The 22,951-nt window shown below is 73.9% G+C and carries 21 protein-coding genes; 10 read left to right on the top strand and 11 right to left on the bottom strand.

The features are described 5' to 3' along the window. Nucleotides 1-241 precede the first annotated feature (241 nt). Complete coding sequence (locus ACIP4X_RS19510) at nucleotides 242-475, top strand: chaplin (protein WP_358732452.1); 234 nt, start codon at nucleotides 242-244, stop codon at nucleotides 473-475. A gap of 120 nt (nucleotides 476-595) precedes the next feature. On the opposite strand, the gene ACIP4X_RS19505 is transcribed toward ACIP4X_RS19510, so the two are convergent. After that, nucleotides 596-1,960, bottom strand: a complete 1,365-nt coding sequence (locus ACIP4X_RS19505; protein ID WP_358732451.1) for an FAD-dependent oxidoreductase — start codon at nucleotides 1,958-1,960, stop codon at nucleotides 596-598. Nucleotides 1,961-2,118: 158 nt separating this feature from the next. On the opposite strand from ACIP4X_RS19505, the gene ACIP4X_RS19500 reads away from it, so the two are divergent. Beyond that, nucleotides 2,119-3,042, top strand: a complete 924-nt coding sequence (locus ACIP4X_RS19500) for a DMT family transporter (RefSeq protein ID WP_358732449.1) — start codon at nucleotides 2,119-2,121, stop codon at nucleotides 3,040-3,042. Between the two features lie 12 nt (nucleotides 3,043-3,054). On the opposite strand, the gene ACIP4X_RS19495 is transcribed toward ACIP4X_RS19500, so the two are convergent. From ACIP4X_RS19495 to ACIP4X_RS19485, 3 genes are read right to left on the bottom strand one after another with little or no spacing between them, the layout of a single operon-like run. Then, nucleotides 3,055-4,086 (bottom strand): DUF5914 domain-containing protein, encoded by a 1,032-nt coding sequence (locus ACIP4X_RS19495; RefSeq protein WP_358732447.1) that lies wholly within the window; start codon nucleotides 4,084-4,086, stop codon nucleotides 3,055-3,057. Further along, nucleotides 4,083-5,108 (bottom strand): phytoene/squalene synthase family protein, encoded by a 1,026-nt coding sequence (locus ACIP4X_RS19490; RefSeq protein WP_358732445.1) that lies wholly within the window; start codon nucleotides 5,106-5,108, stop codon nucleotides 4,083-4,085. Before ACIP4X_RS19490 ends, ACIP4X_RS19495 begins: the two co-directional genes overlap by 4 nt. Then, nucleotides 5,105-6,646 carry a phytoene desaturase gene (locus tag ACIP4X_RS19485; protein ID WP_358732443.1) on the bottom strand — a complete coding sequence of 514 codons (1,542 nt, stop codon included), beginning with the start codon at nucleotides 6,644-6,646 and terminating at the stop codon, nucleotides 5,105-5,107. The genes ACIP4X_RS19490 and ACIP4X_RS19485 overlap by 4 nt, the downstream gene beginning before the upstream one ends. 239 nt (nucleotides 6,647-6,885) lie before the next feature. On the opposite strand from ACIP4X_RS19485, the gene ACIP4X_RS19480 reads away from it, so the two are divergent. Continuing rightward, nucleotides 6,886-8,079 carry a lycopene cyclase family protein gene (locus ACIP4X_RS19480; protein WP_401349623.1) on the top strand — a complete coding sequence of 398 codons (1,194 nt, stop codon included), beginning with the start codon at nucleotides 6,886-6,888 and terminating at the stop codon, nucleotides 8,077-8,079. Between the two features lie 455 nt (nucleotides 8,080-8,534). Next, a complete protein-coding gene (locus tag ACIP4X_RS19475) occupies nucleotides 8,535-10,037 on the top strand; it encodes an FAD-dependent oxidoreductase (RefSeq protein WP_401349620.1) in 1,503 nt (500 codons plus the stop codon). Between the two features lie 25 nt (nucleotides 10,038-10,062). Here the strand turns inward: ACIP4X_RS19475 and ACIP4X_RS19470 are convergent, their stop codons facing one another. After that, a complete protein-coding gene (locus ACIP4X_RS19470) occupies nucleotides 10,063-10,908 on the bottom strand; it encodes a SigB/SigF/SigG family RNA polymerase sigma factor (RefSeq protein ID WP_358732438.1) in 846 nt (281 codons plus the stop codon). Nucleotides 10,909-11,482: 574 nt separating this feature from the next. On the opposite strand from ACIP4X_RS19470, the gene ACIP4X_RS19465 reads away from it, so the two are divergent. Then, complete coding sequence (locus ACIP4X_RS19465; RefSeq protein WP_401349616.1) at nucleotides 11,483-12,970, top strand: MFS transporter; 1,488 nt, start codon at nucleotides 11,483-11,485, stop codon at nucleotides 12,968-12,970. Between the two features lie 110 nt (nucleotides 12,971-13,080). Continuing rightward, nucleotides 13,081-13,254, top strand: coding sequence for a CsbD family protein (locus tag ACIP4X_RS19460; protein ID WP_358732434.1), 174 nt, complete (start codon nucleotides 13,081-13,083; stop codon nucleotides 13,252-13,254). A gap of 92 nt (nucleotides 13,255-13,346) precedes the next feature. Here ACIP4X_RS19460 and ACIP4X_RS19455 read toward each other — a convergent pair whose 3' ends face one another. The 4 genes from ACIP4X_RS19455 to ACIP4X_RS19440 form a co-directional block, all read right to left on the bottom strand. After that, complete coding sequence (locus tag ACIP4X_RS19455) at nucleotides 13,347-15,101, bottom strand: MFS transporter (RefSeq protein WP_401349612.1); 1,755 nt, start codon at nucleotides 15,099-15,101, stop codon at nucleotides 13,347-13,349. Then, the gene (locus ACIP4X_RS19450; RefSeq protein ID WP_391455354.1) at nucleotides 15,098-15,583 is read right to left on the bottom strand and encodes a MarR family transcriptional regulator; all 486 of its coding nucleotides are present in this window, start codon (nucleotides 15,581-15,583) and stop codon (nucleotides 15,098-15,100) included. Before ACIP4X_RS19450 ends, ACIP4X_RS19455 begins: the two co-directional genes overlap by 4 nt. Before the next feature lie 88 nt (nucleotides 15,584-15,671). Next, nucleotides 15,672-16,208, bottom strand: coding sequence for a hypothetical protein (locus ACIP4X_RS19445; RefSeq protein WP_358732431.1), 537 nt, complete (start codon nucleotides 16,206-16,208; stop codon nucleotides 15,672-15,674). A 17-nt stretch (nucleotides 16,209-16,225) separates the two neighbouring features. After that, nucleotides 16,226-16,771 carry a DoxX family protein gene (locus tag ACIP4X_RS19440; RefSeq protein ID WP_401349608.1) on the bottom strand — a complete coding sequence of 182 codons (546 nt, stop codon included), beginning with the start codon at nucleotides 16,769-16,771 and terminating at the stop codon, nucleotides 16,226-16,228. 175 nt (nucleotides 16,772-16,946) lie between these two features. Here ACIP4X_RS19440 and ACIP4X_RS19435 point away from each other — a divergent pair, with 175 nt between their 5' ends. Both ACIP4X_RS19435 and ACIP4X_RS19430 read left to right on the top strand, forming a co-directional pair. Further along, complete coding sequence (locus tag ACIP4X_RS19435) at nucleotides 16,947-17,510, top strand: hemerythrin domain-containing protein (protein ID WP_401349605.1); 564 nt, start codon at nucleotides 16,947-16,949, stop codon at nucleotides 17,508-17,510. A gap of 248 nt (nucleotides 17,511-17,758) precedes the next feature. After that, nucleotides 17,759-19,357 (top strand): N,N-dimethylformamidase beta subunit family domain-containing protein, encoded by a 1,599-nt coding sequence (locus ACIP4X_RS19430; protein WP_401349602.1) that lies wholly within the window; start codon nucleotides 17,759-17,761, stop codon nucleotides 19,355-19,357. A gap of 14 nt (nucleotides 19,358-19,371) precedes the next feature. Here the strand turns inward: ACIP4X_RS19430 and ACIP4X_RS19425 are convergent, their stop codons facing one another. Continuing rightward, complete coding sequence (locus tag ACIP4X_RS19425; protein ID WP_391455359.1) at nucleotides 19,372-19,740, bottom strand: anti-sigma factor antagonist; 369 nt, start codon at nucleotides 19,738-19,740, stop codon at nucleotides 19,372-19,374. A gap of 218 nt (nucleotides 19,741-19,958) precedes the next feature. Between ACIP4X_RS19425 and ACIP4X_RS19420 the strand changes: the two genes are divergently transcribed. After that, nucleotides 19,959-21,236, top strand: a complete 1,278-nt coding sequence (locus tag ACIP4X_RS19420; protein ID WP_401349598.1) for a PP2C family protein-serine/threonine phosphatase — start codon at nucleotides 19,959-19,961, stop codon at nucleotides 21,234-21,236. A 277-nt stretch (nucleotides 21,237-21,513) separates the two neighbouring features. After that, nucleotides 21,514-22,503 (top strand): hypothetical protein, encoded by a 990-nt coding sequence (locus ACIP4X_RS19415; protein WP_358732420.1) that lies wholly within the window; start codon nucleotides 21,514-21,516, stop codon nucleotides 22,501-22,503. Nucleotides 22,504-22,529: 26 nt separating this feature from the next. Here ACIP4X_RS19415 and ACIP4X_RS19410 read toward each other — a convergent pair whose 3' ends face one another. Continuing rightward, on the bottom strand, nucleotides 22,530-22,901 hold the full coding sequence (locus ACIP4X_RS19410) for a hypothetical protein (protein WP_401349596.1): 372 nt from the start codon (nucleotides 22,899-22,901) through the stop codon (nucleotides 22,530-22,532). Between the last annotated feature and the right edge of the window lie 50 nt (nucleotides 22,902-22,951).

Below are 22,951 nucleotides of genomic sequence, written 5' to 3'. Positions count from 1 at the left end.
GCGGTGGCCCGTGGACGCCCACCGCGAGTTTCCGGCGGGCGACGGCGCGGCGTTGACGGGGGCGCCGGAGCACCGGAACTCCGGCAGGACCGACGCCTCGGGGGCCGCCTTCCCCGTTCGGAGCAGGTCACGCCCTGAGAGGCTGACAGTCCTACTGCATTCGGCGGTGGAACGGTGTACTGCGGGGCCCGGGACCCTCACCGTGGGAACGCCCGTGTTCTTCGAGCGACAGGAGTTCTCCATGAGGATCAGAATGACGGCTGCGGCCGCACTGGCCGGCGCGGCCCTGATGACGTGCGCGGGGACCGCCGCGGCCGACGCCGGCGCGACCGGTTCGGCGAGCAACAGCCCCGGGGTGCTCTCCGGCAACGTCATCCAGGTCCCCCTCGACCTCGGCCTCAACCTGTGCGGCAACTCGCTCAACCTGATCGGCCTGCTCAACCCCGCCGCCGGGAACGTGTGCGCGAACACCTAGGCGACCGGGCGGGGCGGTGCGTGCGCCTGCGCGCACCTGTCTCCCGTACAGCGGGACGAGCCGGGCCCCTCGCGGGGCCCGGCTCGTCCCGCGTCGGAATCCGTGCGGGCGCGCGCGGGATTACGCGCCGCTCGCCCGGAGCATGTCCTCGCGTTCGACGATCTTCACACGCTCGCGGCCCTGCGGCTCGCCCAGGGCCTTCTCGGCGGCGTCCAGGCGGTACCAGCCCTCCCAGGTGGTGAAGCGGACGTTCCGCTCGGCGAGGAAGGCGTCGACGGCCTCCGGGCCGGGCGAGGCGGGGGTGTGCAGGCGCCCGTTCGCGAAGTCGTCCAGCAGGTTGGCGACCGTCTCGTTGGCGTCGCCCTTGGTGTGGCCGATGAGGCCCACGGGGCCGCGCCGGATCCAGCCGGTGACGTACAGGGACCGCACGTGCTCACCGGACTCGGCGGTGATCCGGCCGCCCTCGTCCGGGACCGTGCCCGACTCCAGGTCCCAGGGCAGCTTGGGCAGCCTGTCGGAGAGGTAGCCCACGGCGCGGTAGACGGCCGTGACGTCCCAGTCCTTGAAGGTGCCGGTGCCCTTGACGTTGCCGGTGCCGTCGAGTTCCGTGCGCTCGGTGCGCAGGCCGGTGACCCGGCCGTCCTCGCCGAGGATCTCGGACGGGGACTCGAAGAAGTGCAGGAACAGCTTGTGCGGCCGGTCGCCGACGTCGCGGATCGCCCAGTTCTCCAGCGTCTTGGCGACCATGTCGGCCTGCTTGTTGCCGCGCCGGGTCGCGATGGACCCCTCGTCGTAGTCGATGTCCTCGGGGTCGACGACGACCTCGATCGTGGGGGAGTGGTCCAGCTCCCGCAGCTCCATCGGGCTGAACTTGGCCTGTGCCGGGCCCCGGCGGCCGAACACGTGGACCTCCACGGCCTCGTTGGCCTTCAGGCCCTCGTGCACGTTCGGCGGGATCTCGGTCGGCAGCAGCTCGTCGGCCGTCTTGGCCAGGATGCGGGCCACGTCCAGGGCGACGTTGCCGACCCCGAGCACGGCGACCTTCCGCGCCGTCAGCGGCCAGGTACGCGGCACGTCCGGGTGCCCGTCGTACCAGGAGACGAAGTCGGCGGCGCCGTACGAGCCGTCCAGCTCGATGCCGGGTATGGGCAGCGCCCGGTCGGCCGTCGCACCGGTGGAGAAGATCACGGCGTCGTAGAACGCGCGCAGGTCGTCCAGGCTGATGTCGCCCGGGTAGTCCACGTTGCCGAAGAGCCGGATCTGCGGCTTGTCGAGCACTTGGTGGAGGGCCGTGACGATGCCCTTGATCCGGGGGTGGTCGGGCGCGACCCCGTAGCGGATCAGGCCGAACGGGGCCGGCATGCGCTCGAAGAGGTCGATGGACACGCCCGGCTCGGTGGCCACGTCGGACTTGAGGAGGGCATCGGCGGCGTAGATCCCGGCGGGGCCGGCTCCGACGATGGCTACCCGCAGGGGGCGGGGCATGATCAGGTTCCCTTCGAGCGAGGACGTTCGACTCGTCGGCAACCCTAAACTAAGGCAAACCTAAGTTGGTACGCGGGTCCCGTCTATGGACTCATAAGGCCGATGTATGGCCTCTCCGACCGCAGGACGGCACGGCGCCGGTCGGGCATGGTGGACGTGTGATCGGGTTGGCCGCGTGCTTCGCCGTGATGGGGGCCGCCAGCAACGCCATGGGCACGGCCTTCCAGCGCAAGGCGGCCTCCACGGTCGCGCGCGGCGGCGGCCTGCGTCTGCTGCTCGCCCTGGCACGCCGCCCCGCCTGGCTGGCGGGTATCGGCGGGGTCATGGGGGCCGCCCTGTTCCAGGCTCTCGCCCTGGTGAACGGGCCGATGGCACTGGTGCAGCCCCTGTTCATCCTGGAACTGCCGTTCGCCCTGCTCATCGCCGCCCCCCTGATGCACCGGGGGCTGCCACGGGCGGGCTGGTGGGGCGTGGCGGGCATGGTCGGCGGGCTCACACTGGTCCTGGTCTCGGCCGCCCCCTCCGGGGCCCGGGACCAGGCGTCCATGATGCGGTGGATCCCGGCCCTGGCGGTCTGCCTCGGGGCGATGGCCGCGGCGGTGGTCCTCGCCCGGCCGGGACGCCCCGCCCTGTTCCGCGCCGCCGTGCTGGCCGCGGCCGCCGCCATCGGCAACGCCCTGACCGCCGCCCTGCTGAAGTCGGCGGCCGGCACCCTTGACGCCTCCGGCCTCCCGGTCTTCCTCACCACCTGGCAGACGTACGGGTTCGCGCTCACCGGGATCGGCGCCCTGTTGCTGCTGGAGAACGCCCTCCAGGCCGGCTCGCTGGCCGCCTCCCAGCCGGCGCTGACGCTCGGCGACGCCACGGTGAGCCTCCTGCTGGGCGTCACGCTCTTCGGCGAACAGATCCGCACGGGCTGGTGGCTGCTCCCGGAGCTGATCGGCGCCGGACTGATCCTCTGGGGTGTCCTGCGCCTCATCCACGTGGTCCCCCACGCCCAGCAGACCCTCCTCGGCGACGGCCGCAGGGCCGCCCCGGCCACCGGCCGGCCGGCCCCACCCGAACGCGCGGCCGGATCCTAGGGAGCGTGACCGTCAGCCCGGGAAGCGGTTCATGGAGCGCAGGGTCCAGCGGCGTTCCGCGTAGGCGAGGTCGTCGCGCCACAGGCGTCCCGCCGCCGCCCGCATCAGCGGTCGCAGCAGCGGCGCCGCGCGGCGGACCGCGGCGAAGCCCGGACGGTCGGAGGTGGCGATCACCGCCTCCACGACGGCGGTACGCGGCCGGCCCGACGAGTCCGGGCCGAGCGGCGTGGCGTGTGTCTCCACCACCGAGCCCCGCCCCTCGCCCTCGGTGATGCGCATGACCACCGTGCGCGGCTCGGAGGCGGTGAACTCCGCCCGCACGGGCACGACAAGCCGCCCCGCCACCTTGAAGGACACGTCCACGGTGAAACCGTCGTCGCCCTCCGTCCCGCCGCGGCGCGCGCCCCCCTCCGGCGGGGCGACCACCCTGAGGTCCACGAACGAGTACGGGTGGAACCAGGCGCCGTGCCAGGGGTCCAGCCGGTTGGCGACCACGTCCTCGGGCTCGCAGACGCCGACGCCCACGTAGACGGCCGGCAGCGAGGAGGAACCGGCGGGCCGCCGGGGAACGAACGGCGCGGCGGTGGCCGGTTCACCGCCGACGTCGTCCAGGCGCACCCAGACCAGCACCCCGTCGTCGTGCACCGGCAGCGGCTCCCAGTCGGCGAACGGGGCCCCGTCCAGGGCGAGTCCGTGCCAGTGGCAGATCAGCGTGCCGCACCGGACCGCGCCGTCCGCCAGCGGTGCCCCCAGGTGCGGGCAGATTCCGGGACCGGCCACCAGCCGGCCCCCCGCGCCGCGCCAGACGACGACCTCCCGGCCGCCGACGGTCCCGGCCATGGGGCGCCCGCCGCCCACGTCACGGGTGGGCCCGACGACGTACCAGTTGCCCGACGGGCGGGCCTGCGCCCGCTTCAGCGCCTGCGCGATGACGGCCGGGCGGGCGTCCACCCAGGTCGGGCGCTGGTCCTGCCAGGGAACGGGACGCGGCCGCACCCGCAGGAGCCGGCGCCGCGGGCGGCCGGGGGACTGCCGGGAGCTCACACGACCTCCTGGCGTGCCGGGGCGGAAGGCGCGGAGGGCGTGATGAGGGGCGTGGAAAGGGGCCGTTCCGTACGAACGGGGCCACGGCGGCGCTCGGTCAGGCGGGCCGCGGCCACCCGGACGAGACCGTCCGCGGCGACCACCGCACGGCGCCTGCGCGCCACCACGGCCCGTTGCCGCACCGTGCTGTACCCGGCGTCGGCGACAGCGTCGAGAATGCCCGCGTACAGCACGCACGCGGTCCGGATGCACGGCCGGGACACCGGGTCGAGCATGGCGATGCCGGGCGCGGCCCGGCGGTACACCCGCCGGGTGAGGTCCTCGAAAGCGCGCAGCGCCGCCACGATGCGCCGGTCGGGGCGGTCCCGGTCCCGGCTCCAGCGCAGCAGCTCCCGGTCCACCCCGTGCGCTGCCAGCAGGTCGGCGGGCAGGTAGACCCGGTCGCGGTCCAGGTCCTCGCCCACGTCCCGCAGGAAGTTGGTGAGCTGGAAGGCGACGCCGAGCGCGGCGGCGTGCGGGGCCGCCTCCTCGCGCGGCACCACCGTCCCGAGCACGGGGAGCATCTGCAGCCCGATCACCGCCGCCGAGCCGTGCATGTAGGCGCGCAGGTCGGCGTAGGTCGCGTAGTCCGTGACCTCCAGATCGCTGCGCATCGAGGCCATGAAGTCGGTGAAGTGGCGGTGGTCGATCCCGTACCGGCGCGCGGTGTCGGCCACGGCCCGCACCGTCGGCTCGTCGCTGCGGCCCTCGCGCAGAGCGGACTCCAGTTCCTCCTGGAGCCGGGCGAGTGCCGCGGACCGCGAACTCGCGCTCACCGCCGGGTCGAGCGAGTCGACGATGTCGTCCGCCCAGCGTGCGAACCCGTACAGGGCGTGCACCGCCGGCCGCCGCTCGGCGGTCAGCAGCCGGGTGGCGAGGAAGTACGTCCTGCCGTGACGGGCGTTCAGCCGCCGGCACCGCGTGTACGCCTGACGCAGCGCCGGATCGGTGATGCCCGCCGCGTCCAGCTCGTGGCCGGTCATGAGCGCGCCCCTTGGGCCGCCGTGCGCGCCGGTCTGCGCGTCCCCGGCCCGGCCGCCGCCCCTCCGGTGATGCGGGCCGCCGCCAGTTTGCCGGACAGCAGGACGGTCGGCACGCCGACGCCGGGCGTGGTGCCGCACCCGGCCAGCACCGCGTTCTCGGTGCCGCGCACCAGGTTGCGGGGCCGGAAGGGACCGGTCTGCGCGAAGGTGTGGGCGGCGGAGAACGGCGTGCCCGCCGCATGGCCCAGAGCCTGCCAGTCGGCCGGAGTGACCAGGCACTGCGTCTCGATCGCCGACCCGATGCCCGCGAGGCCCCTGCGTTCCAGCTCGGTGAGCAGCGCGTCGCGGTAGCGCGGCGCGAGGTCGCCCCACTGCGCGGCGGAGGGCCCCAGAGTCGTGTTCGGGCAGGGCGCCAGGACGTAGTGGAGATGTCGGCCCGGCGGGGCCAGCCCCGGATCGGTGGCCGTGGGGCGGGTGATCAGCAGGGAGGGGTCGCTCATGAGCTCTCCGGTCCGGGTGAGTTCGTGGAAGGTGCGCCGCCACGCCCGCCCGAACGACAGGGTGTGGTGCGCCAGTTGGGGCCAGGTGCGATCGCATCCGGCGTGCAGGACCACGGCGGACGGCGCATGGGTCACAGGCACCGGGCGGCGCGGCGTGCGCCCGAGCAGGCGGTAGGCCACGGGGAGGTCCGGCGTGAGGACGACGGCGTCGCACGGGATGCGCTCGTCGGCCGTCACGACCGCGGTGATCCGGTCGCCTGACCGTTCCAGCCGGATCACGTCCCGGCCGAACCGCAGGTCGGCGCCCACGTGGGCGGCGGCATCCGCCATGGCCCGGGGCAGCGCGTGCATGCCGCCGCGCGGGAAGTACACCCCGGCGACGGTGTCCATGTAGGCGATCACCGCGTACGCGGCGAGCGCCCGGTGCGGTGCCACCCCCGCGTACAGGGACTGGAAGGAGAAGACCCGCCGCAGCCGTTCGTCCCGCAGGTAACGGCCGATGCGCGCGTCGAGCCGCCCGAAGCCGCCCAGGGCGGCCAGCCGGGCCAGATCGGCGTTGACCAGTTGCAGCGGCGAGTCGAAGTTGGCGTCGATGAACCGGCGCCGCTGCACCCGGTGGAGCTGTTCGAGCCAGCGGCGCAGCCGCCGGTACCCCGCCGCCTCCGCGCCGCCCGCGAAGCGCTCCACCTCGGCCTCCATCGCGGCCGCGTCGGTGTGCACGTCGAGCACGGCGCCGTCGGCGAACCCCGCCCGGTACGCCGGACGCAGCGGGACCAGTTCCACCCGGTCGCCGAGCCGCTCGCCGACCGCGGCGAACGCCTCCTCGGCGATGTCGGGCATGGTCAGCACGGTCGGACCGGTGTCGATGAGGTAGCCGCCCCGCACCAGCCGCCCGGCCCGCCCGCCCGGCAGCGGGTCCCGTTCGACGACGGTGACCCGGCGGCCCGCGCCCAGCAGATGCAGGGCGGCCGACAGCCCGGACAGACCGGCACCGACGACCACCACGTGATCGGTGCGCCCGGTGAGGGTCCTGGTCATCACCCATTCCTCTCGCATGGCCGAAGCACGGTTCGGCGAAGCACGGTTCGTCTGAGTCATTCCTCGGCGACGGCCTCGCCGGATGCGCCGAACGGGGGCACGTTGCGGGGAAACCGCCCCACCGGGCCCGCCGCCCCCGCCGACACGCCGCGCGCGCTGCATCCGGACGCCCGGAACAGCCGGAATGCTTCGCGTGACGCCCGAGTCCGTACGGGCGCGGCGGGAAGGAGCCCTGAACCGTGCTGGAGGCGGACGTCGCCATCGTCGGAGCGGGAGCCGCGGGCCTGTCCCTGGCCCACTGGCTGGCCCGGCGCCCCGCCGGGGCACGCCCCGTGACCGTCGTCCTCCTGGATGCGCCGCCGGGCCCGCTGCGCCCGCCCCACCGCACCTGGTGCTACTGGGAGACGGAGAACGGCCCCTACGACGCGGCCCTCACCACGTCCTGGCGGCGGCTGCGCGTCCACGGAGCCGACGGGCACGCCACCGAACGGGACATCGCCCCGCTGCGCTACAAGATGCTCCGGTCGGACGACTTCGAGACGTTCGTCGCCCACTGGACGGCCGGCAGCCCGGACACGCGGCGGCTGACGGCCGCGGTCGAGACCGTCGAGCCGGTTCACGGCGGCGCCGAGGTGCGCGCCCGTACCGCCGACGGGCGACCGGTGGCCGTGCGGGCGCGCTGGGTGTTCGACTCGCGTCCGCCGGGCAGCCTCCCGGCGGCCAGGACCACGCTGCTCCAGCACTTCCACGGCTGGTTCGTGCGCCACGACCGACCCGTCTTCGACCCGCACACCGTGGAGTTCATGGACTTCCGCACACCGCAGCCGGCGCACGGGCTGTCATTCGGGTACGTCCTGCCCACCGGGCGGCGGCACGCGCTCGTCGAGTACACCGAGTTCTCCGCGCGGGTCCTGCCGCGCGAGGCGTACGAGGCCGCCCTGCGGCACTACACGGGCAGCGTGCTGCGGCTCGGCCGCTTCGAGGTCACCGGCACCGAGTCAGGGGTGATCCCGATGACGGACGCCGTGTTCGCCCGGCAGAGCGGGCCGTCGGTCTTCCTCATCGGCGCGGCCTCCGGGGCGACCCGCCCGTCGACCGGGTTCACGTTCGCCGCCGTGCAGCGCCAGACGCGCGCCGTGGCCGCCGCGCTCCACGCGGGCCGCCGTCCCCTGCCGCCGCCCGCGCACCGGACCCGCGCACGGGTCATGGACGCCGTCCTGCTGCACGCCCTCGACAGCGGCCGCGTCGACGGGGCGGCCTTCTTCGCCGAGCTGTTCCGGCGGGTTCCGGCACGGCGGCTGCTGCGCTTCCTCGACGGCTGGACCGGGCTCCACGAGGACCTGGCGATCGGCCTGCGCACCCCCGTCCGACCCATGCTGCGCTCCGCACTCGAACTGCCCCGCCTGCCCCGCCGCCCCTTCCCCGACCCCTGACCGCCCCCCGCCGTGCGCGACACCTCCCCGCGCGATACCCCACGACCCACGGAGCCCGCATGCCCACACCGCACGACGACACCCCGACCACTGCGACCGGTCGCGCGGCACACGACTGCGGTCCGGTCGTCGCGAGCGCTGCCTCTGGCGATTGCGAGCCGACCACCGCGGCTGGTCCCGCTGCATGTGGCTGCGGTCCGGTCGCCGACGATCCGACCACCGCGACCGGTCCCCTCAGGCGCGGTCGCGTCCCGGCCGCCGAGGCCGATGGCCCCTGCGGTTACGAGCCGGCCCCCGCGAGCGATGGTTCCGGCGACTGCGAAGCGGCCCCCGTGAGCGATGGCCCCGGTGGTGACGGTCCGCGCGTCGCGGCAGGCGTGCCCGCCGGCCGCGAGGCGGCCTCGCGTTCGAGGCCGACGGGTCGTGTCCGTCGTGGCCGGGACCGGCGTGCCGGGGTGCTGTTGCCGGTCCCGGGCGCGCCGCGGATCAGCGGGCCGGCCCCCGCGGCGGCCGTCGTCGGGGGCGGTGTCGCCGGGCTGGCCGCGGCGACCGCGCTGGCGGAACGCGGTGTGCGGGTCACCCTGTACGAGCGTGAACCGGTCCTCGGCGGACGCCTCGCGGGGTGGCCCACCACACTGCGGGACGGCACGACCGTGACGATGGGCCGGGGATTCCACGCCTTCTTCCGCCAGTACTACAACCTGCGCGGGCTGCTGCGCCGGACCGATCCGGGCCTGGAACGGCTGAACGGTCTGCCGGACTACCCGCTGTGGCACCGCTCCGGGATGCGTGACGGCTTCCGGCACGTGCCCCGGACCCCGCCCTGGAGCGCCCTCGGCTTCGCGGCCCTGAGCCCGTCCTTCCCACCGCGCGACCTGACCCGGATGCGCCCGGTCGCCGCGCTGCCGCTGCTCGACGTGCGCGTGCCCGACGTCTACGACCGCCTCGACCACGTCAGCGCCCACGACTTCCTGGAGTCGATCCGCTTCCCCGAGGCCGCGCGTCACCTCGCCTTCGAGGTCTTCTCCAGGAGCTTCTTCGCCGACCCGCGGGAGCTGTCGGCCGCCGAGATGGTCCTCATGTTCCACATCTACTTCCTGGGTTCCGCGGAGGGGCTCCTCTTCGACGTCCCGGCCGAGCCGTTCCCGGCCGCCCTGTGGGACCCCCTGGCCCGCTACCTGCGGCGGCACGGCGCCGAACTGCGCACGTCGGCACCCGTGCACAGCGTCGTACCGGCTCCGCACGGCGGATTCACCGTGACCCTGCCGGACGGACCGCGCCACCACGACGCCGTGGTGCTGGCCCTCGACGTCGCGGGGCTGCGGCGGCTCGTCGCGGACTCCGCGCGGCTCGGCGACCCCGCGTGGCGCGCGGGAATCGGCCGCCTGCGCACCGCGCCGCCCTTCCTGGTCTCCCGCCTCTGGCTGGACCGCCCGGTGGCCCGCGACCGTCCGGGCTTCCTGGGCACGAGCGGATACGGCACGCTCGACAACGTCAGCGTGCTGGAGCGCTGGGAGGGCGAGGCCGCCCGCTGGGCCGCGCGCACCGGTGGGTCCGTGGTCGAGCTGCACGCCTACGCCCTGCCCGAGGAAGCGGACCCGGACGTCCAACGGGATCGGCTCGTAGGGCAGTTGCACCGGGTGTACCCCGAGACGCGGGCCGCGCGCGTCATGGACGAACGGCACGAGTGGCGGGCGGACTGCCCGCTGTTCCCGGTGGGCGGCTACCGTGACCGGCCCACCGTGCGCACGGCCGACCCGTACCTGGTGCTCGCCGGCGACACGGTCCGTACGGATCTGCCGGTGGCGCTCATGGAACGTGCGGCCACCAGCGGATTCCTGGCCGCCAACGCCCTGCTGGAGCGCTGGGGGGTGCGCGGCCAGACCCTGTGGACGGTCCCGGACCAGGGGCGCAGCCGTGTGTTGCGCGGGCTCGCCCGCCTGGCGCACAAGGCGTAAAAGCCCCCGGACGGGAGGACGTTGCTCAGCGGGTGCTCAGCAGCCCCTGCCGCAGCCGCCCCAGCAGCCGGTTGAGCAGGCGGGAGACATGCATCTGCGAGATGCCCAGCCGCTCCCCGATCTGCGCCTGGGTGAGTTCCTCGACGAACCGCATGTGGATGATCACCCGGTCCCGCTCGTCGAGTTCGGCCAGCAGCGGAGCCAGGCTGTGGAGGTCCTCCACGAGCTCCATGCCGGTGTCCTCGGCGCCGATGAAGTCGGCGAGGACGTTCTCGCCCTCCTCGCTGCCGCTGACGGCGGCGTCCAGGGAGGCGGAGGTGTAGCCGTTGGACGCCACCATCGCGTCGACGACCTCCGGCTCGGGCAGGTTCATCAGCTCCGCGAGCTCCGCGGTCGTGGGCTTGCGGCCCAGCCGGCTGCCGAGCTCCTCGGTGGCCTTGGCCAGCTCGACGCGGGCCTCCTGCAACCGGCGCGGTACGTGCACGGCCCAGGAGGTGTCGCGGAAGAAGCGCTTGATCTCACCGACGATGTACGGCACGGCGAAGGACGTGAACTCCACCTCGCGGGCCAGCTCGAACCGGTCGATCGCCTTGATCAGGCCGATCATGCCGACCTGGACGATGTCCTCCATCTCCTGCGGACCCCGGCTGCGGAAGCGGCCGGCCGCGTAGCGGACCAGGGACATGTTCATCTCGATCAGCGTGTTGCGCGCGTACTGGTGCTCGGGCGTGCCCTCCTCCAGCGTCGTCAGCCGTTCGAAGAACAGCCGTGACAGGGCCCGCGCGTCGGTGGGCGCGACCTTTGAGGGGTCGGCCACCTCCGGCAGCTCCGTACGAGCCCGAGTCGCCTTCGCCGCTGTGGTCACCGCCATCGTGCGGCCCTCCCTCTCATCCGGAACACCTTCGTAACGCGTCCACCTTCCTGATCAAGTTTGTTGATCAAGGCGGACCCCGCAGCGTCTACCCCGGTGCGCAAACCTCACACCCATATATTTCCCCTTCTCGCGCCGACGCGCCTGTCGAGCCGGGTGTGAGGGACCGCGGCGAAGGGCGCCGAGCCGAGCCGGCTCCGCGCGGGGATCAGCCGACGCTGGGAGGGCAGCCGTGGAGCACGAGGCGCGCGTCGGATGCGTGCGTGGAACGTTCGCCGGTCGAGGGCGGGCGCGGATGTGGCTCGCCGGGATGGTGCGCGTGCGGATATCGACGGTCGGTCGGGGGTGCGGGCGGTTGTCGCCCGCTGGGAGGGTACGCGTGTGGGTACCGCCCTCCGTCGTGGGCAGGCGCGGCTGTGGCCCGCCAGGCGGGTGCGCGTGTGCATGTCGACCGTCGGTCTCAGGTGCTTGTGGATGGCCCGCCTGGCCGGGGCGCGTGCTGAAGGCGACCGCCCGGGGCCCGGCGCGGGCTTCGGTGCTGATCGGAAGGAGCCTTCGTGAACGAGGAGCCTTCGTGAACAGGGGTGCGCGTGCCGTCGATGCGGCGGGGCGTGATCCGAGGCGGTGGAAGGCCCTGTGGGTCACGCTCGCCACCGGGTTCATGAGCCTGCTCGACGTGACGATCGTGGCCGTGGCGCTGCCGTCGATGCAGCGGGACCTGACGGCCTCGCCGGCCTCCGTGCAGTGGGTCGTCTCCGGCTACGCCCTGTCGTTCGCCCTCGTCCTGGTTCCGGCGGGCCGGCTGGGCGACGCGGTGGGACGGCGCAAGATCTTCCTGTGGTCCCTGGCCGGCTTCGTGATCTGCAGCGCCGGAGCGGGCGCCGCACCCACGATCACCTGGCTCGTCGTCGCCCGGATCGCGCAGGGCGCCTGCGCGGGCTGCCTCGCCCCGCAGAACTCGGCGCTGATCCAGCAGATGTTCCGCGGTGCCGAACGTGGCCGTGCCTTCGGGCTCTTCGGCGCCACGGTGGGCATCTCCAGCGCGGTGGGCCCCGTCACCGGAGGACTGATCCTGGCGCTGGCGCACGGCACCCAGGGATGGCGCTGGATCTTCTACGTCAACGTGCCGATCGGGGCGCTCGCGCTGCTGCTCGGCCTCCGGCTGCTGCCCCGCGTGGCGCCCGGCCGCCGGGAACACCTCGACCTGCCGGGCGTGCTCCTGCTGGGCGCCGGGGTGCTGGGCCTGATGCTGCCCCTGGTGTTCGCCGACAGCGGGGGAGTGCGCAGGTTGTGGTGGCTGTTCGTGGTGGGTCTGGTGCTCCTGGTGGCCTTCGCCCGCTGGGAGCGGCGGGTGGCGGCACGCGACGGCGGGCCGCTGCTGGATCCACGGCTCCTGACCTGCACCCGCGGCTACGCGGCCGGCACCGCGCTGGGCACGCTGTACTTCGTGGGCTTCAGCGGGGTGTGGCTGGTGTTCGCCCTGTTCTTCCAGGACGGCCTCGGCTACACGCCACTGGACTCGGGTCTCGCCGTGACCCCGTTCGCGATCGGCTCGGCGGCCGCGGCGGTGGTCGCGGGGAGGCTGGTGGAGCGGTTCGGACGGCTGCTGACCGTCTGGGGGCTGGTCACGGTCGTCCTCGGGCTGGCGGCCACCGCGCTGATCCTGCGGTCGGCTCCGCCGGACGCCATGGCGTGGTGGGCCGCGCCCGCCCTGTTCGTGGGCGGCGTCGGCAGCGGCTGCGTCATCTCCCCGAACGTGACGATGACACTGAGTGACGTACCGGTGCGGATGGCCGGGGCCGCCGGCGGTGCCCTGCAGACCGGACAGCGGCTCGGCGGCGCGGTGGGCACGGCGGCCCTGCCCGGCCTGTTCTACATGGTGCTCGCGGAGAACGGGAGGGACTACCGCGAGGCCGTGACCTACGCCGTCGGCTGCGCCCTGGTGGCTCTGCTGGGGGCCCTCGCGCTCGCAGTCCTCGACTTCCGCCGCTACCGGCACCCCCGTGGCCGGCGCGGTCCGCGCGAGGTCAGCGCCGAGCACACCGGAGCGGGCCACGGCTGACGCCGCCGGTCACTCGTCGTGATCGGCAGCGAGATCCGGAGGTTTGGCCACCGCTTCGCCGAGCACCCGCATGGTGACACCGACACCGATTCCGCTGGGAGTGAGCGACTGTGGCTGGTGACCAGAAGGGCAAGGCCAAGAAGGAACAGATGAAGGGGAAGGCCAAGGAGACGGTCGGCCGCACGGTGGGCAACGAGAGGATGACCGCCGAGGGACAGGCCGAGAAGGCCAAGGGCGACGCCCGCCAGGCCAAGGAGAAGACGAAGGACATCTTCAAGGGCTGACGCCGATTTGGCGAGGACGGCGGCCCGAGCGCCCCTCGGACGAACCCTTCCCGGACGAGTCCGGGAGCGCCACCGGACCGGCACGAACGCCCTCAGCGGGACCCCTGCTCGTCGAGCGAGGGTCCCGCCGGCGTCTGTCCGGGCAGCGGAGCCGGCCGCCGGGCCCCTTCCTCGGGCAGCCGGTGCCGGCCGCGCAGCGCCGAGGCGACCGCGGAGACCAGGGCCATCGCCGCGGCCACGCCGAACACGATGGTCAGACCGTGGTGGAACGGCCCGGAGACCAACTCGGGGAAGAACGTGTGCCCGGTCAGGGCCTGCTGCTGCGCCGCGGGGAGCCGGTCGAGCGTTCCGCTCGGTCCCAGCAGGTGCTGTACGGGGTTGTCGCCGAGGAACGTGGCGAACAGCGTGCTCACCGGCGGCAGCGAGGCGGCGTGCTGGGCCGCGGCCGCCGGTACGCCGTGCGCCCGCAGCCCGTCGCCCAGCGCAGACGGCAGCGAGGACGCGAGCCCCGAGATCATCAGCGAGAAGAACACGCCGATGGACAGGGCGGTGCCCGAGTTCTGGAAGGTGGAGCGCATGCCCGAGGCCACACCGCGGTACTCCGGAGGCACGCTCCCCATGATCGACGAGGTGTTGGGCGCCGAGAACATGCCCTGTCCGAACCCGCTGATCAGCAGCAGCGCCGCGAACGGCCCGTAGGCGAAGTCCACCGGCAGGGCCAGCAGGCCGATGAAGGACGCCGTCACCAGCAGCAGGCCCGTCGTGGAGAACAGCCGGGCGCCGAACCGGTCGGAGAGATGGCCGGAGACGGGACCGGCGAGCAGGAACCCGAGCGTCAGCGGCAGCATGAAGAGGCCCGCCCACAGCGGGGTGTCCTCGAAGTCGTAGCCGTGCAGGGGCAGCCAGATGCCCTGGAGCCAGATGATGAGCATGAACTGGAGCCCGCCGCGCGCGATCGCGGTCAGCAGGGCGGCCACGTTGCCCGCGGCGAACGCCCGCACCCGGAACAGCGCGAGGTGGAACATGGGCTCGGCGACGCGTGTCTCGACGAAGCAGAACAGGAGCAGCAGGAGGCAGCCGCCCACCAGCCCGGCGAGCACCGGGGGGTTGCCCCAGCCGGTGGCGTCCCCGCCGTAGGGCTGGATGCCGTAGGTGATCGCGGCGAGCAGGATTCCGGCGCCCGCGGCGAAGGTGAGGTTGCCCGGCCAGTCCATACGGCCGCGCCGCCCCGGCGCCGTCTCCCGCAGGCTCAGGTACGACCAGATGGTGCCGCCCACGCTGATCGGCACGCTCACCCAGAACACGGCACGCCAGTCGACGGTGGCGAGCAGCCCGCCCGCGAGCAGGCCCAGGAACTGGCCGGCCAGCGCGGTGATCTGGTTGATGCCCAGGGCCGTCCCGCGCTGCCCGGCGGGGAAGGCGTCGGTGAGGATGGCGGCCGAGTTGGCGGTGAGCATGGACCCGCCGAAGGCCTGCACCACCCGCCACAGGATCAGCCACAGCGCACCCGCCCCGGCCCTGAACGGATCGAGGGACAGCGCCACGGAGGCGAAGGCGAAGACCAGGAACCCGAGGTTGTAGATGCGTACCCGGCCGAACATGTCGCCGAGCCGGCCGAGTACGACCACGAGCACCGCCGAGACCAGCAGATAGCCCAGGATCATCCACAGCAGATAGCCGATGTTGCCGGGCGCGAGCGGGTCGAGCCCGATGCCGCGGAAGATCGCCGGCAGCGAGATGATCACGATGGAGGCGTCCATCGTGGCGATCAGCACGCCCAGCGTGGTGTTCGACAGGGCGACCCACTTGTAGTGGGGGCCCACGACGGCGGGGGTACGGGGGGTCACAGCCGTTCCGCCAGCCGGTCGAGCAGGGGCAGCGCGGCGGCGAGCGTGCGCTGTTCCCGCGGGGTGAGTTCCTCGATGGCGTCGGCGAGCCGGCCGACGGACTCGGTGCGCCGCGCGGCCAGCATGTCGCGCCCGGCGTCGGTGACGGCCACCACGCAGCGGCGCCGGTCGACGGGGTGCGCGGAGCGCAGGACCAGGCCGCGCTGTTCGAGCGCGGCGAGGGTCGCCGCCATCGCCTGCGGCCTGACGCGTTCCAGTTCGGCCAGCGCGCCGGGCGAGTCCGGGCCGTCGGCGGCGAGCCGCGCCAGCACGGACATGCCGGACAGCGACACGTCACCCACGGCGTGCGCCTGCCGCAGCCGCCGGGTGATCCGCGCGACGGTCACCCGCAGATCGGAGGCGAGGGAAGCCGTGCCGTCCTCGCGTGCCGTGCTCTCCGGGGAGTCTGTGGTGGTGCCCGTACCGACCTGTTCGACGTCCACGTAGTAACAATAGGTTTATCAGTCTGGACTGTTGAACCAAGCGTCGGTCATCGTTGGCCCATGCACGCACATGGATCGCGGCGGCCGTTCAGCGGTCCCGGAAGACCTCCGCGGCCTGGAGCCTGCGCAGGTCCTCGACGACGCGGTACTGCCGCCCGGCCCGCTCGAAGAGGTCGTCCAGGCGCTGCGGATCCAGGCGCGTGTCCCGGTCGGCGAGCCCGCGCAGCACCTCCCACGCGCAGGCCTTTCCCCGGATGCCCAACTGCAGCAGCTCCAGCTCCAGCAGGGTGCTCAGCGGAGAGCGCCGCACCAGTCCGCCGTTGCTCTTCAGCCGCGCGGCCCGTTCGCCGAGGCGGCCGGCGTACACCTTGTAGCGGCGTACGGGGATCTGGAGGCCGCGCATGATCTCCAGCAGGCTCCTGCGGTCCTCGGCGATCTCGGCCGCGATCGGGGCCATCGCGTCGCCGATCTCCGAGCCCCGGGTCGCCATGGCCAGGTGGCGGGAGCGTTCCGTGCCCGCGGTGGCGCCCGCCAGATGGTCGTTGAGGTAGATCCCGAGCAGTTCGTGACCGGACTGCCCGGTGAACACCGGGAGGCGGCTACCGGCGCGGGCGTGCTCGCTCATGGTGTCCTCCCCGTCGCTCATCCGCCGTCGCGGGCGGGCAGCTTGGCGCGCAGGCCGCCGAGCGCGGCGGCCGGGCGCGCCGTCGCCCGTACCGACCGGCGCACCAGCCGCGCCTCGCGCTGCAGCTCGTGGGCCGTGTGACGGCCGCGCCACAGCAGGGACGGCCCGCTGCCGGTGTCGTCGGCCGCGATCAGCAGGCCGCCCAGCATGGACAGGTTCTTCAGGAAGTGGATGCGCTGCTGGGCGCGGCTCGTGTCGTCCTCCGCCTCCCAGAAGCGGTGCCCGGCGATGGTGGTGGGTACGAGGGTTCCGGCCAGGGCCGCGGCCGACAGCCGCGGGAACCACCCCAGACCGAGGAGCACGCCCGCCACGACCTGGACGCCGCCGCTGAGCCGTACGACCTGCTCGGTACGGTCCGGCAGCGCCGCCACCCGCTCGGTGATCGGCCGTACGACGGGTTCGGCGATCGGCGCCAGCTCCTCGGGACTGCGGAAGGAACTCATGCCTCCGACGACGAACATGGAGGCGAGCAGGGGCCGACCGGCCACGCGCAGCAGACTCATGGTCCTCTCCAGGGGGTGAGCGGTTCGTATGCGGCATTCCCCCGGGTTCCCTGCGCACGCCGGGGCAATCGGCCCACACGGTACGGAGGCACCCGGTGGTGTGCCGTCGCGCGGGGTGGGAACCCGGCGGCGGTCCAGCGGTAAGACCCCAGGTCCAGCAGCAAGGAGCCCGGCCATGGGACACGGCGGAGACGTCATTCAGGAACTGACCACCGACCACCGCGAAGTGGAGGAGATCTTCGCGCAGATGGAGGCCCTCCCCATGGGGAACGCGCGGCGCAAGGACCTGGCCGACCAGGCCACCATCGAACTGGTCCGCCACTCCGTGGCCGAGGAGATGCACCTGTACCCGGCGGTGCGTCGCTTCGTCCGGGACGGCAACACGATCGCCGACCGCGAGGTCGAGGACCACGCCGAGGCCGAGCAGACCATGAAGGACCTGGAGGGCCTCGGCGTGGACGACCCGCGGTTCGACGAGCTCGTCGGCCGTCTGATGCGGGAGATCCGCGAGCACGTCACCGACGAGGAACAGAACCTCTTCCCGCTGCTGCGGGAGGCCACCAAGCCCGAGGAACTGGAAGAGCTCGGCGAGAAGGTGCGCTCGGCGAAGAAGACCGCACCGACCCGGCCGCACCCCGCCGCCCCGGACAGGCCGCCCGCGAACAAGCTCCTCGCGCCCGGCGCCGGACTGGTCGACCGGATCCGGGACGCCGTCACCGGACGCGGCAGGACCGGCTGAGGTCCGCCGCCGCACCGGCGGCGCGCAGACCACCGCTCACGGGGCCGTCGAGGCCATCACCGCCCGACGGCCCCGCAGCCGTGCCCGTACGCCTGCCCGTATGCCGGCTCGTACGCCTGTGCCGAAGACGCACCCAGTGGTCCGCCCCGCAGCTGTCGCGCCCGTGCGGACCCCCGCCGCGGCCGCTACCTTCGTCGGAGGCACGCCGAATCCGCCGGGGAGGGCCCGTTCACCCCCAGGGAGGCGATGTGAGCCCGCACCACGCACAGGAGCGCACGGGGGACACGGGGCACACGGGAGACCCGGAGGACGGCTCCGCGCACGGTCCCGCCCGCAGACGCTTCCTCTGTCTGTGCGCCGGGGCCGGACTGGGCGCGGCGGCCGTCGCCTGCGACCACACCTCCGCGAACCGGCCGTCCCCCGCCACGGACGGCCGCCGCCCGGAGGCCGAGCGGGACCGCCCGGGCACCCGGGACTGGCGGATCAGCTCCACGGGGCCGCCCGACGCGGTGGCCGGCTTCACCGACCGCATCAGCGTCACCCCGGGCCAGGAGTGCGGCCTGCACGTGTCGACCACGGCGTCCTCGTTCCGCGTCTCGGCCTTCCGCGTCGGCTGGTACGGCGGCAGCCACGCCCGCCTCGTCTGGCGCTCCCGGCCCGTACGTGGACGGGCGCGGCCCGCCGCCCGGACACTGTCGGCGACCCGCACCGTACGCGCCGACTGGCCCCGCACCCTCGCCTTCGGCACCGAGGGCTGGCCCGAAGGCGCCTACCTGCTGCGCCTCGACACCGACAACGGCCATCAGCGGTACGTCCCGCTGATCGTGCGCTCCACGCACGGCGCCGACCGCACCGTACTCCTGCACGCCCCGGCGACCTGGCAGGCGTACAACAGATGGGGCGGCTCCAGCCTGTACAACGGGGCCTCCGGCACGTACGCGACCCGCTCTCTCGCCGTCAGCTTCGACCGGCCCTACGACGCCGACGGCGCCGAGAAGTTCCTCGTGTACGAGTGGGCGGCCGTGGTCCTCGCCGAACGCCTCGGCATACCCCTGGCGTACACCACCGGCACCGACCTGCACCACGACCCCGGCGTGCTGCGCGGCGCCACCGCGCTCGTCTGCCTGGGCCACGACGAATACTGGACGCCCGAGCAGCGCCGGCACGTGGCCGAGGCCCGCGACGCGGGCACCAACGTGGCCTTCCTCGGCGCCAACACCTGCTTCCGCCGGGTCCGCCTGGAAGGGGACGGTGCGGGGGCCGGGCGCACCGTCGTCTGCTACAAGTCCTCCTACCGGGACGACCCCTGCTACCCGTCCCGTCCCGCCCTGGTCACCACCGACTTCCGGCAGGCACCGGGCGCCGACCCGGAGTCGTCCCTCACCGGGGTCCTCTACGAGGGCTATCCGGTGGACGCCCCGTACATCGTGCACGCGGCGGACCACTGGCTGTACGAGGGAACGGGAGCGCGCCCCGGCGAGAGCTTCGACCACCTCGTCGGAGTGGAGTACGACCGGGTCACCCCCGGTTCGCCCGTCCCGGCACCGCTGGAGATCACCGCGCACTCACCGCTGGTGTGCGCGGGCAATCGCAGCCACAGCGACTCGGCGTACTGCACGGTGCCGAGCGGGGCGGGCGTCTTCGCCACCGGCACCATGCGCTGGGTGGAGGCGCTGATGGCCGGCACCCCCGAGGGCGGCCGCGACCACGGCATGGACGCCCGCACCCGGGCCTTCGTCACCCGCACCACGGAGAACCTGCTGCGCGCCTTCGCCGAGGGCCCGGCGGCCCGCCACCGGCCGGCCCCCCGCCCGAACATCCGGCAGGTGTACGGCACACCGGAGTGACCGGGTCCCCCGGGTCAGCGGGAGGCCAGGGCCGCCTCCAGGGTGGGGTAGCAGGGTATGAGCGTGTCCACGCCGACGAGTTGGAGCACCCGCAGCACCGGCTCCTGCGGTGCGGCCAGCCGCAGCCGGGTGCCGCCCGCCTGTGCGGCCTGGTGGGCGGTGATGAGGGCGTTGATCCCGCTGGAGTCCATGAAGGTCACGTCGCCGAGGTCGACCACGGTGCCGGGCGCGGTCCCGGGGCAGGACAGCAGCGCGTCGCGCAGTTGTGCGCTGCCGTCGAGGTCGACCTCTCCGGCGAGGGCCACGACACAGCTGCCGTCGTCGGCCGTGGTACGGGTGATCAGCAGGCGCTCGGGCACCGCCGGTCCCTCGGTCTCTGCCACACTGCCCTCACTTCTCGTGAACATTTGGCCCTGGTCAGGGTGTTGTTGGCCATGATGTTAGGGCTTCGTGAAGCCGGAGGTGAGGGGGTGTCCGAGAAGCCCGCCCCGCTCTCGTCCCGCCCCTGCCGCGCGCACCGGTGCTCACCCCGGTGAAGAATCCGCTCCGGCGGACCCGGCCCGCGGGTCGCTACCTCCCGAGGCCCGTCCGCAGTGCTGGGATGAATCCGGCAGAACGGCAGAAAGGGGTCGTGGTGGAAGGCGAGTTGGTGTCGGGCCCCGGGAGCGCCGCGACGGACCGCTTCGCACTGGCCCGGCGAGCGGTCGCCGCGATCGGTACGACCCTCGACGACCGCAGGACGGCGGCCGAACTCGCCGCGTTCCTGGTCGACGAGCTGTGCGACTCGGCGACCGTCGATCTCTACGGCCCGCTGGAGGGCCACCGTGAGGCGGGTGAGTCCCTGCACTCCGCCGCCGTGGCCGGGCGGCGCGACCTCCTCGACAGCCTGGAGAAGGCCCCGCGGGACCGGGTCTCCGTCCGTGCCCTGGACGCGGGCCATCCGATCACGGCCTCGTCCAGCCACGGCGGCGCGGCCCTGGTGACCCTCTCGGTGCCGCTGCTCGCCTGGGACCGGGTCTACGGCGTCGCCCTCGCCCTGCGTGCCGACCGGCCCTTCCGCGACGACGAGACCGCGGCCGTCCACCACGCGGCACGGCTGGCCGCCGCGCACATGCGGCACTCGGAGGAGCAGCGTCAGGCCGGCCCGCGGGTGTGGGACCTGCGGAAGGTGCTGCCGCCCGACCCGGAACGCACGCACCCGGACGTGGATCTGGCGGCGCGTTACGCGCCCTGCGGCACGGACGGGCGCGTGGGCGGCGACTGGTGCGAGACGCTGCGTCTGCACTCCGGCCGCGTCCTGCTGGTCGTCGGCGAGGTCATGGGCCACGGCCTGGACGCGGCGGTCGACATGAACGCCTACCGCTCCACGCTGAGGTACGTCGCCTCCACCGACCTGGCGCCGCACGGCATCCTGCGCCGGCTGGACGCCATGATGTCCGCGGAGAGCGGCCGCCGCCCGGCGACCTGCCTGCTGGCCCTGCTGGACCCGGCGGACGGCACGGCCCAGATCGCGAGCGCGGGGCACCTGCCGCCGGTCGTCTTCCACGCCGACGGCACGGCCGGGCCGGTCCCGCTGCGGGTGGGCCCCCCGATCGGCACCGGCCCCGGCACCGGGCTCGCCGCCCACGAGGCGACGAGGCTGCCCCTCGCCCCGGACGACACGCTGGTCCTGTTCACCTACGGACTGATCGGGCGGCGCGGCGAGGACATCGACACCTCGCTCGCCCGGCTCTCCGGCCCGCGCACGGGGCCGGGTGCGGGAGTCGGCAAACTCCTGGACGGCATCCTCGGCGAATTCCTGTGCGCCCCGGCCCCGGAGGTTGCCGGGACGGACGACGACATCACCGTACTCGCGGCCCGCCTGCGCCCGGGCCTCTGAGAAGCCCGCTGGGGGCCGCCTTCACCGGCCCGTCGCCCGGCACGGACGGGAGAGGGCCGGCGTGCGCCGCGCCTCATGGGCGTCCGCTGAGCCGCCACTCGGCGGGGGGCGGGGCAGGGTTACGGTGCGCGGCCCCTGAGCTGTACGCCGCGTGGGCGTTCACTGAGCCGGCGCCTGGCGCGGGTGCGGCGGGGCGTGCCCGTGCCCCGCCCCGACCTGCACGCCGTCGGTCGCCTTCGCTTGGGCCGTCGCGCGGTGCGGGCGGACACTGGAGGGCATGACCGATGGGCGGGAACGCGCGGCGCGCCCCGCGGGGCGCAGAACCGTACTGCTGGGCATGGCGGGCGCGCTGCTCGGGGCGGCGGGCTGCGCGGGCGCCACCACGGAGCGGGCCTCCTCCGCCACGTATCCGTCCCCCACGAACACCGGGGCGGTCCTCCCGCACACCACCCTCTGGCGCCCCGGTCCCGCCGAGATCCACCCGGAGGTGAAGCGGCGGGCCGTGAATCTGGTCGCGGCGATCGGCGCCTGGCCCGGCGGCAGGGGCGGCGCGTCCGCGGCCCGTGCCAGAGTGGCCGCCCAGGGCCTGCCGACGGGTCTCGTGGCGCAGGCGGGGCCGTTGCTGCCGTCCGCCGACGAGGCCGTGTTGCAGGTGGTGGAGGCCCAGTACGGCGGGATCCTCACCGACTCGGCGAGCGTGCTGGTCGTGTGCCGGCAGTGGACGCGGCACGGCGGCGCAGTCCGTCCGGGCGGCACGACGGTCGACGTACGGCTCGTCCGGTCCCGGACCGGATGGACGGTCACCGCGCTGCACCCGGCCCGGCCGGGCCCGCCGGAGGCCTCGCCGCCGACGGTGGTGCGGCGAACGCTGTCGGACTCCCGGATCGCGCTGCCGCCCGCGGCGGAGGCCGACCTGAGGAGCGGCCGGGTCCACGACAGCGTGCCCACCGCGATGCTGCGTCTGGCGGGGACGTACCGGATGTACGTGAGTGTGGTCCGCTCGGGGCACCCGCTGCACGTCTTCGGCACCAGCCGGCCCAGTGACCATCCGCGCGGGCGCGCCTTCGACGTCTGGCAGATCGACGGCCACGCGGTCGTCGACCCGGCCACCCCGCGCTCCCTCGTCGAACGCTTCATGCGCGACGCGGCGGCCGCCGGCTCCTACAACGTCGGCGGCCCCGTCCTGCTCTCCGGCGGCCGCACCCCGAACCAGTTCTTCAGCGACGCCACTCACCATGACCACGTCCACATCGGCTTCCGTACCTGAGGAAGCCCCGGCCGGCCGGCGGAAGTTCAGTCGTCACCCGACGAATCCGTCTTCGCCGGTGCGCCGCGGCCGACGGTCAGCGACCACCGCACGTCCTGGGGCGCCTCGACGGCCACGACTCCACCGCGCTCCACCCCGGACAGGGCCAGCTGGTTGGAGATGGTGCTGACCTGGCCGGTATCGCACTCCAGGGGGAACGAGACGAGCACGGGTCGTACCGCCACTGTGATCTTCCCCTGGCCCTGGCAGCTCACCGAAACGGTGAGGGCGTCACCTTTTCTCCCCTTGCTGTAGGGCACGACGGCGTTCCCGGCGGTCACCTTCCGGCGGCCCGCGAGTGACGCGCCAGGGTCCGGCTCCGGCGGCTTCAGCGGGGAGGGCCGCGTGGTGCTGGGCACGATGCCGTCCGCTACCGGGGCGGGCGTGGTCGAGTCCTGGGGCCGCTCGG

The sequence above is a fragment of the Streptomyces sp. NPDC088817 genome (genome assembly GCF_044750345.1).
In the GTDB taxonomy this organism is placed as follows: domain Bacteria; phylum Actinomycetota; class Actinomycetes; order Streptomycetales; family Streptomycetaceae; genus Streptomyces.
Note: the sequence above shows the minus strand (reverse complement) of the source record. Positions and strands in the feature narration are given on the sequence as shown.

Bases quoted from the DNA above. Each gene is read 5' to 3' on its own strand.
- ACIP4X_RS19435 (WP_401349605.1), top strand. From the start codon at position 16,947: ATGGGACACGGCGGAGACGTCATTCAGGAACTGACCACCGACCACCGC.
- ACIP4X_RS19470 (WP_358732438.1), bottom strand. From the start codon at position 10,908: ATGGCGGTGACCACAGCGGCGAAGGCGACTCGGGCTCGTACGGAGCTG.
- ACIP4X_RS19420 (WP_401349598.1), top strand. From the start codon at position 19,959: ATGAATCCGGCAGAACGGCAGAAAGGGGTCGTGGTGGAAGGCGAGTTG.
- ACIP4X_RS19505 (WP_358732451.1), bottom strand. From the start codon at position 1,960: ATGCCCCGCCCCCTGCGGGTAGCCATCGTCGGAGCCGGCCCCGCCGGG.
- ACIP4X_RS19510 (WP_358732452.1), top strand. From the start codon at position 242: ATGAGGATCAGAATGACGGCTGCGGCCGCACTGGCCGGCGCGGCCCTG.
- ACIP4X_RS19485 (WP_358732443.1), bottom strand. From the start codon at position 6,646: ATGACCAGGACCCTCACCGGGCGCACCGATCACGTGGTGGTCGTCGGT.
- ACIP4X_RS19490 (WP_358732445.1), bottom strand. From the start codon at position 5,108: ATGACCGGCCACGAGCTGGACGCGGCGGGCATCACCGATCCGGCGCTG.
- ACIP4X_RS19440 (WP_401349608.1), bottom strand. From the start codon at position 16,771: ATGAGTCTGCTGCGCGTGGCCGGTCGGCCCCTGCTCGCCTCCATGTTC.
- ACIP4X_RS19445 (WP_358732431.1), bottom strand. From the start codon at position 16,208: ATGAGCGAGCACGCCCGCGCCGGTAGCCGCCTCCCGGTGTTCACCGGG.
- ACIP4X_RS19415 (WP_358732420.1), top strand. From the start codon at position 21,514: ATGACCGATGGGCGGGAACGCGCGGCGCGCCCCGCGGGGCGCAGAACC.